At 74.6% G+C, this 8034-nt stretch carries 4 protein-coding genes and 1 pseudogene; 2 read left to right on the top strand and 3 right to left on the bottom strand.

The window, feature by feature from the left end:
* Positions 1–28: 28 nt before the first annotated feature.
* A complete protein-coding gene (locus E1265_RS29650; protein WP_132934074.1) occupies positions 29–817 on the bottom strand; it encodes a DeoR/GlpR family DNA-binding transcription regulator in 789 nt (262 codons plus the stop codon).
* A 200-nt stretch (positions 818–1017) separates the two neighbouring features.
* Positions 1018–1438, bottom strand: a pseudogene (locus E1265_RS29645) (VOC family protein).
* Positions 1439–1598: 160 nt separating this feature from the next.
* On the opposite strand from E1265_RS29645, the gene E1265_RS29640 reads away from it, so the two are divergent.
* Positions 1599–3596 (top strand): hypothetical protein, encoded by a 1998-nt coding sequence (locus E1265_RS29640; protein WP_132934073.1) that lies wholly within the window; start codon positions 1599–1601, stop codon positions 3594–3596.
* 103 nt (positions 3597–3699) lie between these two features.
* Positions 3700–6720 (top strand): BTAD domain-containing putative transcriptional regulator, encoded by a 3021-nt coding sequence (locus E1265_RS29635; RefSeq protein WP_132934072.1) that lies wholly within the window; start codon positions 3700–3702, stop codon positions 6718–6720.
* Positions 6721–6735: 15 nt separating this feature from the next.
* On the opposite strand, the gene E1265_RS29630 is transcribed toward E1265_RS29635, so the two are convergent.
* The coding region (locus E1265_RS29630) for a branched-chain amino acid ABC transporter substrate-binding protein (RefSeq protein WP_132934071.1) at positions 6736–8034 on the bottom strand (1299 nt) is incomplete at its 5' end.

Here is an 8034-nt window from a genome sequence, read left to right as displayed (position 1 = left end):
GTCGCCACCGACCGGCGGTCCACGGTGGTCAGGTCGTCGCCACCTCGTAGGGCACCTTCCGCTCGTCAAGATCGCGCAACGCCCGCGCGTCGGCGCCGTCGTCGACGACGACGCGGTCGAACGCCGTCAGCGGCGCGACCCGGTGCAGCGCCACCCGGTTGAGCTTGGAGTGGTCGAGCAGCAGCACGTTGTGGGCCGCGGCCCGGAGCATGACCCGCTTGACCGACACGATGTGCTGCTCCTGGTGGTAGGCGAATCCCTCGGACACCGCCGAGGTGGACACGAAGCACAGGTCCACGTTCAGCGCCTCGATGGCGTCCACGCACGAGACCCCGAGGAAGGAGTCGTGCAGCGGGTCGTAGTCGCCGCCGAGCGCCATCAGCCGGATGTCGCGCTCGCCGGCGAGCAGGTTGATGATCCGGAGGAAGTTGGTGACGACGGTCAGCGGCGTGATCCCCGCGAGCCGGCGCGCCAGCGCGAGCGCCGAGGTGGAGTCGTCGAGCAGGACGGCCATGCCGGGCTCGATCAGTCCGACGGCCCGCTCGGCGATGGCGTCCTTGGCGGGACCCATCGACTTCAGCCGGTAGGCGACGTTGCTCTCGAACACCCCGGACGGCTGGGCGGTGACGCCGCCGCGGTGCTTGCGCACGATGCCCCGGCGTTCCAGCTCGTCGAGGTCGCGGTGGATCGTCATGAGGCTGACGCCGAACCGTTCGGCGAGTTCGGCGGCGGCGACGGAGCCCGCGGAGAGGACGACGTCGGCGATGTCCTGCCGACGCTGCTCGGGGCCGCGCCGACCACTTCTGTCCATAGTCATGGTCCGAATCCTCGTGGCCGAGGGAGGGCGGCAGAAAGCTATAACAGGCCAGCTGTGTTGTTAACACTCAGGACAGAACTTCTCCCTGGCCGGTCACCGCACCGCGAACCCCCGGGCGCGGGCCGGGAAGCCGGCTCCCGGGGGCGGGAACATAACGAAATTGCTTGGAACTTCACATCGCGGGGAGCGAAGTCGGCGGGTCAGCCCTGGTGGTCGGCCGCGACGTCCAGCACCCAGGTGACGCAAAGCGGTCCCTGAGCATGCCGTAGAGCGGCGCCCACGACGCGGGCTCCAACGGCCGGACGACGGTCGAGCCGACGGCCAACCTCTCCCACAGCGCTGCGATCTCCTCGGCGTCGTCGCCGCGCACCGAGACGAGGACGGCGTTCTCGCCCGGGTTCCAGGGCATTGGGAGGGCACATCGTAGGCCATGACGTGGCAGCCGTCGTCACCGGCCACCTGACCCCACATCACCCACTCCGCCTCGTCCGCGTTCCGCGTGTCGCCCGCGTCCCGGTAGGTGACGACGGTCGTGTGCCCGCCGAAGACGGAGTGGTAGAAGTCGAGCGCCGCGCGGGCGTCGCCCCGGAAGTTCAGGTGGGTGGTCGTCGCGATGGACATGCTGGCTCCCGGCTCTCGGTCGCCGTCCGCCCTCGGTCGGGGGCGGTGACCGCACACTTCCACCGGTGGCGGACAGGTTGTGTCCCCTCCCTGCCACCGGTCACCGGCGCCTGGCCCTATGCTGCGTTCGCACACGGGAAGCGGTCGGCAGGGAGGCACGGTGGCCGGGACAGTCGACTTCACGCGCGCGGACGTCGAGGCGGCGCTCGGCCGGTCGCCATGGCGGCGGCGCGACGCGTTCACGGACGAGATCGATCCGGAGAGCATGGCGGGCACCGCGGCGGCGTACGCGCGGGCCGCGGCCGAGGCCGGGGAGGCCGGTGAGTTGGCGGAGGCGGCCACCCGGGCGGGCGAGGAGGCGGGCCGGCTCAACGGCGAGGCCGTGGTCGACGGCACGGAGCGGATCGACGCCACCGCGCGGGGGCTCCAGGGCAACGGCGCCGACCTGGACCGCGTGACCGGCCTGCTCGTCCGCGCCATGAATCGGGCGCTGGACGCGGTCGACGAGGTGAACGCCCTCATCGACGGGCCCACCGGGCTCGACGCCTACCACACCGACCAGTTGGAGCAGGCGCGGCGCGAGCTGGCCTCGACGCCGCTGCTCGAGGCCGGCGGGTACGGCGGGTACGGCGACGACGCGCTGCCGGGCTCCGGCGCCGGCGGCGCGCTGTCGCGGCCGGCGCTGATCAGGCTGCGCCATCTGACGGCGGTCGTCGACCGGGCGCGGGCGACCTCGCGGGAGATGGGCGAGGCCATCGCCCAGTACCGGCGCCGGCTCGCGGAGTACGGCACCGAGCTTGACGACCTGGACTACGACGTCGTCGACGGGCCGCTCGGGTTGTGGACCACCTCCGGCATGGCCCGGTTCGCCGCCGACGGGATATCCCGCGAACTGGCGTCCGGCCGGCCGGATCCCGAGGCGCTGCGCCGCCACACCGAGACGCTGGCGGCCATCGGGCGCCAGCTGTACGACCCGCTCACCGGCCGGCCGCTGTCGGGGGCCCGGCTCGACGACGGGCAACTGGCCTACCTGGAAGGGTTCTACGCCCGCCTCGACGCCCGCGAACTGGCGGCCCTCGGCGACCTGGCCGGCGGACCGCTCGCGCTCGACCCCGCGCGGCGCGCCCCGCTCACGGACGCCCTGACGCGGGTCGCCGACGGCCTCGTCATGCTGACCGACCCGGCGGTGGGCGGCGCCCAGGACCGCCTGCCCGCCGCGGCCCTCGCCTACCTCGGTGCCAACGACGAGCCCGAGCTGCCGCCACGGGACACCGCCGGCCTGGGGCGGGAGCGGTTCGAGGACTTCGGCCGGTTGATGGACGCCGCCGCCCACCGGCCGAGCGCCGAGCTGGAGCGCGAACTGCGCACCCAGCGGGCCGTGGTGGCGCTCTGGGCCGTGGACGAGGCCGGCGGGGCGGAGCGCGAGGCCGCGCTGCGCGACGCCTTCGCGGAGATGGACCCCGGCTCGCGGGCGTCGTTCTGGTCGGCGCACCGGGAGTCCCTGACCGACGCCGGCCTGCTGTCCGCCCCGCCCGACCGCCGGTACGACGAGGGGGCCGGCCCGTACGACGTGGCCGAACCGCTGGTCCGCGACTACGCGTTGCAGGCCGAGCTCGAGGCCGGCGCCACCGTGGCGGAGGCCTTCGGCTACGAGGACGCGGCCCAACTGCTCGACCACTACCTGGACGGCTCCGGCAGCCGGCTCGACGTCGATGTCGACGGCATGCTCCAGGACTCGACCGTGGTCGGCCGGGCGGTCGACGCGGCGGTCTCGGCCAGGCGCGACGAGTGGACACGCGAGGCGACCGAGGCGTTCCGGGAGAGCGGCGGCCGGCCCGTCGCTTTCCCCGTGCGCTCCGGCGCCCAGGGCTTCGAGTTCGACGACGCCAACTGGCGCCTGGCGATGGGCCACGCCGAGCTGGACGTCGCCGGCGTGGTCACCGTCGAGCCGGGCCCCACCGGCCGCCCGGAGGCCCGTCTCGACTACCAGGTCAACGTGTGGGACCGCTACAACTGGGACGACGACAAGGTCGCCAAGATCGGCTGGATGACGTTCGACAACGCCGACATCGGCCGGCTGCACTCCACCGGTCTCGCCCAGGACTACGACGTGCGCGGCCGAAGCTCGGTGCGGCACACGCCGCTGCCCGTGGACTGACCCAGCCCCCCTCGACTTTCCCCCGGCCCTCCCGCTCTGGGAGCATGCGGGCTGCACGCGCCGTCACGCTGGTTGACGCGCGAGCAGGGGGAGGGGGCGTGCCGTGAGGTTCCAGGTGTTGGGCGAGCTGGCGATCCGGCGGGACGGGCGGCAGGAGGCCCTCGGCGGGCGGTTGGAACGCTCCCTGCTCGCCGTGCTGTTGGCGCGCGCCGGGCGACCGGTGCCGACGGACGTGCTCATCGACGCGTTATGGGGCGACCAGCCGGATCCCCGCGGCGGACAGCGGCTCCAGCTCCAGGTCCACCGGCTCCGCCGCAAGCTCGGGGAGCCGGACCGGCTCGCGCTGGGGCCCGCCGGCTACCGGCTGCGGGTGGAGCCTGGCGAGCTCGACGCGGAGCGGTTCGAGTCGGCGGTCGAGGAGGGTCTCGCGATCGCCGCCCGGGAGGACCCGCGGGGCGCGGTCGAGTCGCTGCGCGGCGCGCTGGGGCTGTGGCGGGGCGCACCATTCACCGGGGTTGACCTCCCGCTCCTCGACGACTGGGTGCACCGGCTCGTCGAGCGCCGCCTCGTCGCCCTGGAGACGCTGTACGAGTCGGAGCTGACCCTCGGGCGGCACGCGGAGATCGTGGCCGAGCTGCTCACCCAGGTGCGCGAGCACCCGATGCGCGAACGCTTCCACGCGCTGCTGATGACCGCCCTGGCCCGGGCCGGGCGGCAGGCCGACGCGCTCGCGGCCTACCGCGCGGTGCGGGAGACGCTTATGCGGGAGCTAGGCGTCGAACCTGGGCCCGAGCTGCGGGAGTTGGAGCGCCGTGTGCTGGCCGGCGAGGCGCTGGGGCCCGGGGGGCACGGGGAGCACGAGGCGCGGCGGCTCGCCGCCCCCGCCGGGCGTGGCGAGGTCCCCGCCCAGCTTCCCCTCGACGTCCGGAACTTCGTCGGCCGCGACGCCGAACTGGCCGAGTTGGACGGACTGTTGGCGACGGCGTCGGCCGCCGTCGCGGCGGTGTCCGGGACGGCGGGCGTCGGCAAGACGGCCCTGGTGGTGCACTGGGGGCACCGCGGCCGGGAGCGGTTCCCCGACGGCCAGCTCTACGTCGACCTGCACGGCTACGGCCCCGACCAGCCGGTCGCCCCGCAGGACGCGCTGGCCGGGTTCCTGCGGGCGCTGGGGCAGGAGGGCACGGCGCTCCCCCAGGGGCTCGCCGAGCGCGCCGCCCGCTTCCGCACCCTGGTCGCCGGGCGCCGGATGCTGATCGTGTTGGACAACGCCCACGCCGTCGAGCAGGTGCGCCCCCTGCTGCCCGGCGCGCCGTCCTGCTTCACGCTCGTCACCAGCCGCGACACGCTGGCCGGCCTCGTCGTCCGGGACGGGGCCCACCGGGTCCGCGTCGCCCGGCTCCCCGCGACGGACGCCCACCACCTGCTGCGGGAGCTGCTCGGCCCGCGCGTCGAGGCCGAACCCGAGGCGGCCGAGGCGCTGGTCGAGCAGTGCGTCCGGTTGCCGCTCGCGCTGCGCATCGTCGCCGAGCTGATCAGGTCGCGGCCGGCCCTCAGCCTCACCGAGCTGGCCGGCGAACTCGCCGAGCGGCAGGGCGCCCTCGACCTGCTCCACATCGAGGGCGACCCGCACACCGCCGTGCGTTCCGTGTTCTCCTGGTCCTACCAGCGGCTCGATCCCGCCGCGGCCCGGGTGTTCCGGCTCCTCGGCCTGCACCCGGGGCACGACACCGACACCCACGCCGTGGCGGCCCTCGCCGGGCACACCCTGCGGGAGACCCGCCGGTGCCTCGACACGCTGCTGCGCGCCCATCTCGTCGACCAGACAGGCGACGGGCGGCACCGGCAGCACGACCTGTTGCGCGACTACGCCGCCGAGCTCGCCGAGTCCACGGACACCGCCGCCGAGCGGGCGTCCGCGCTCGGCCGACTGCGCGACCACTACCTGTACGCGGCCTCCGCCGCCATGGACGTCTTCGCGCCCAACGACTACGCGCACCGGCCGAAGGTGTCGCCGCCGGACGGCCCGTCCCCCTCGTTCCCCGGTCACGACCAGGCCCGGCGCTGGCTGGACGCCGAGCGGGCCAACCTGCTCGAGGTCACCAGGCACGGCGATCCGGCGTTCGTCACCCGTCTGTCCGAGACGGTGCACCTCTACCTGCGGGTGGGCGGGTACTTCGACGAGGCGGTCGCCCTGCACGGCCGGGCGCTCCGCGCGGCCCGGGCGGCCGGCGACGAGTTCGCGGAGGCGAACGCGCGGCGGGTGCTCGGCACCATGATGAACCTGTGGGGCGACGACCCCGAGGAGGTGGTCGGCCACTTCCGGCAGGCGCTGGCCGTCTACGAGCGGGCCGGCGACCGGTCGCTCCAGGCCTCCGTGCTCAACGGCCTGGCGGGCGTCGCGCTGCGCAGGGGCGAACTGCCGGACGCCCTCCGCCAGTACGAGCTCGCGCTGGAGCTGAACGGCACGGAGGGGAACTGGCGGGTCCGCTGCGCCCTCCTGGTCAACATGGGCCGCACGCTGCGCACCCTCGGCCGGCTCGACGAGGCGCGGCGCCGCCTGGAGAGCGTGCTCGAACTCTGCGAGTCCCACGGCGACAAGTCCGTCGAGGCCAACACCCACTGCGTGCTGGCCGACGTGCACACGCGGCTCGGCGATGAGGCAACGGCGTTCGAACACGCCCACCGCAGCATGGCCCTGGCCCGCGAGACCGGCTACCGCCAGATCGAGGCGCTGTGCCTGAACAAGTTGGGCACCCTCCACCGGAACCGCGGCGAGCTCGCGGAGGCGCTGCGCCTCCACGGCGAGGCCCTCGCCCTGGCGCGCGCCGTGGGCGAGTCGGAGCTGACGGTCGAGATGCTGAACACCCTGGCCGCCACCCACACGGCCGCGGGCGATCCGGCCCGGGCGCTGCCCCTCCACGAGGAGGCCCTGGCGCTGGCCGTCGAGGTCGGCGAGCGAGTGGCGCGGGCCCACTCGCACGCGGCGATCGGCGACACGCGTGCCCGACTCGGCGAGCACGCGGCGGCCCGCGAGCACTGGCGGCAGGCGCTCGCCGACTACGAGGCCGGCGCCCTGCCCCAGGCTGTCGAGCTGCGGGCCAGGCTCGAAGCCGACGCGCCCTGACGCGGCCGACCGGCGTCAGGGTGTGTAGTCCTCGATCGGGCCGAGGGGGACGAACACGCCCTCGGTAACCTGGTAGAGGTGGGGCCCCGTGCCGCCGTACTCCCCATCGCCGTCGAAGCGGATCACGCCCGTGACGCCCCGGTGGCTGGCCCTGGACAGGGCCTGGAACACCGCGGACCGGTCCGCCGCCTCGGCGCCGAGACCGGCGACCGTCTCCGTGATCAGCCGGGTGACGTCGTACACGCGGGCCGCGAAGTAGCCCGGCTGCAGGTCGTACGCCTCGGTGAAGCGGTCGGCGAACTCCCACGTCGCGTCGTTGGTGAACGGGTCGACGATGAACGACGCCAGGAACCACCCCTCGGCCGACTCGCCGGCCCGGTCGATGAACGGCTGCTCAAGGCCCCGGTTCCCGCTGATCCGTGGGCCGGTGAACTCCGCCGAGCCGAGCGCGGCGGCCAGCGCGCCGAGCTGGTCGGACGCGCCGAAGAACGCCACGGTGTCCGCTTCGGAGTCCGTGATGCCCCGGACGAGGCCGGAGAGGTCGGTCTCGTCGCTCGCCACGGACCTCCGGCTCTCCAGGTAGTGGGTCTCGTCGTTCACCAGCACCGCCTGCACCTCGTTGGCCATCTCCACGCCGTACGAGGTCTCGTTGTCGATGACGGTCACGGCGAAGACGTCCGGGTGCCGGGCGAGGAACTGACCGATCGCGGCGCCCGACTGCCGGTCGCTCGGCACCGCGCGCAGGAAGGTGACGAACCCCTGCCCACCGAGCTCGGCCTCGGTGACCGAGTGGACCAGGAAGGCGAGGCCCGCCGCGCTGTACCGCGCGCCGGCCGCCATCACCGTGTCGTAGGCCGCGGGCCCGACCACGGCCAGGACGGCCTCGTCGTCGATCGCCGTCTGGGCCGCCGCCCCGGCCTGCGCCGCCACGCCCTGGTCGTCGGCCTCGACGACCTCGAAGCGAAGGCCCGGGTGGTCGCCCGAGGCGTTCGCCTCGTCCACGGCGAGCCGGGCGGCGTTGAGCATCTCCTGACCGAGCACGGCGTTGTCCCCGCTCAGGTCGCCGTGGACGGCGATCCGCACGGTCCTGACCTGTCCCGTCCCATCGCCCGACGAGTCACCGCCGCTTCCCTCGGCGGTGCCACCGCCCGAGCCGCCGCCGTCGCCACCGAGCCGGGCGAGGCGCCAGACGAGCACGCCGCCGCCGGCGACGGCCGCCGTCCCGCCGGCGGCGGCCAGCAGCGCACGCCGCGAGGGGCGCAGGACCGGCGGCCGCGTCGGCGGGGCGGGCGCCGGCGGGCCGAGGGTGTCGAC

It is taken from the genome of Streptomyces sp. 8K308, assembly GCF_004348315.1.
Taxonomy (GTDB): Bacteria; Actinomycetota; Actinomycetes; order Streptomycetales; family Streptomycetaceae; genus Streptomyces.
Note: the sequence above shows the minus strand (reverse complement) of the source record. Positions and strands in the feature narration are given on the sequence as shown.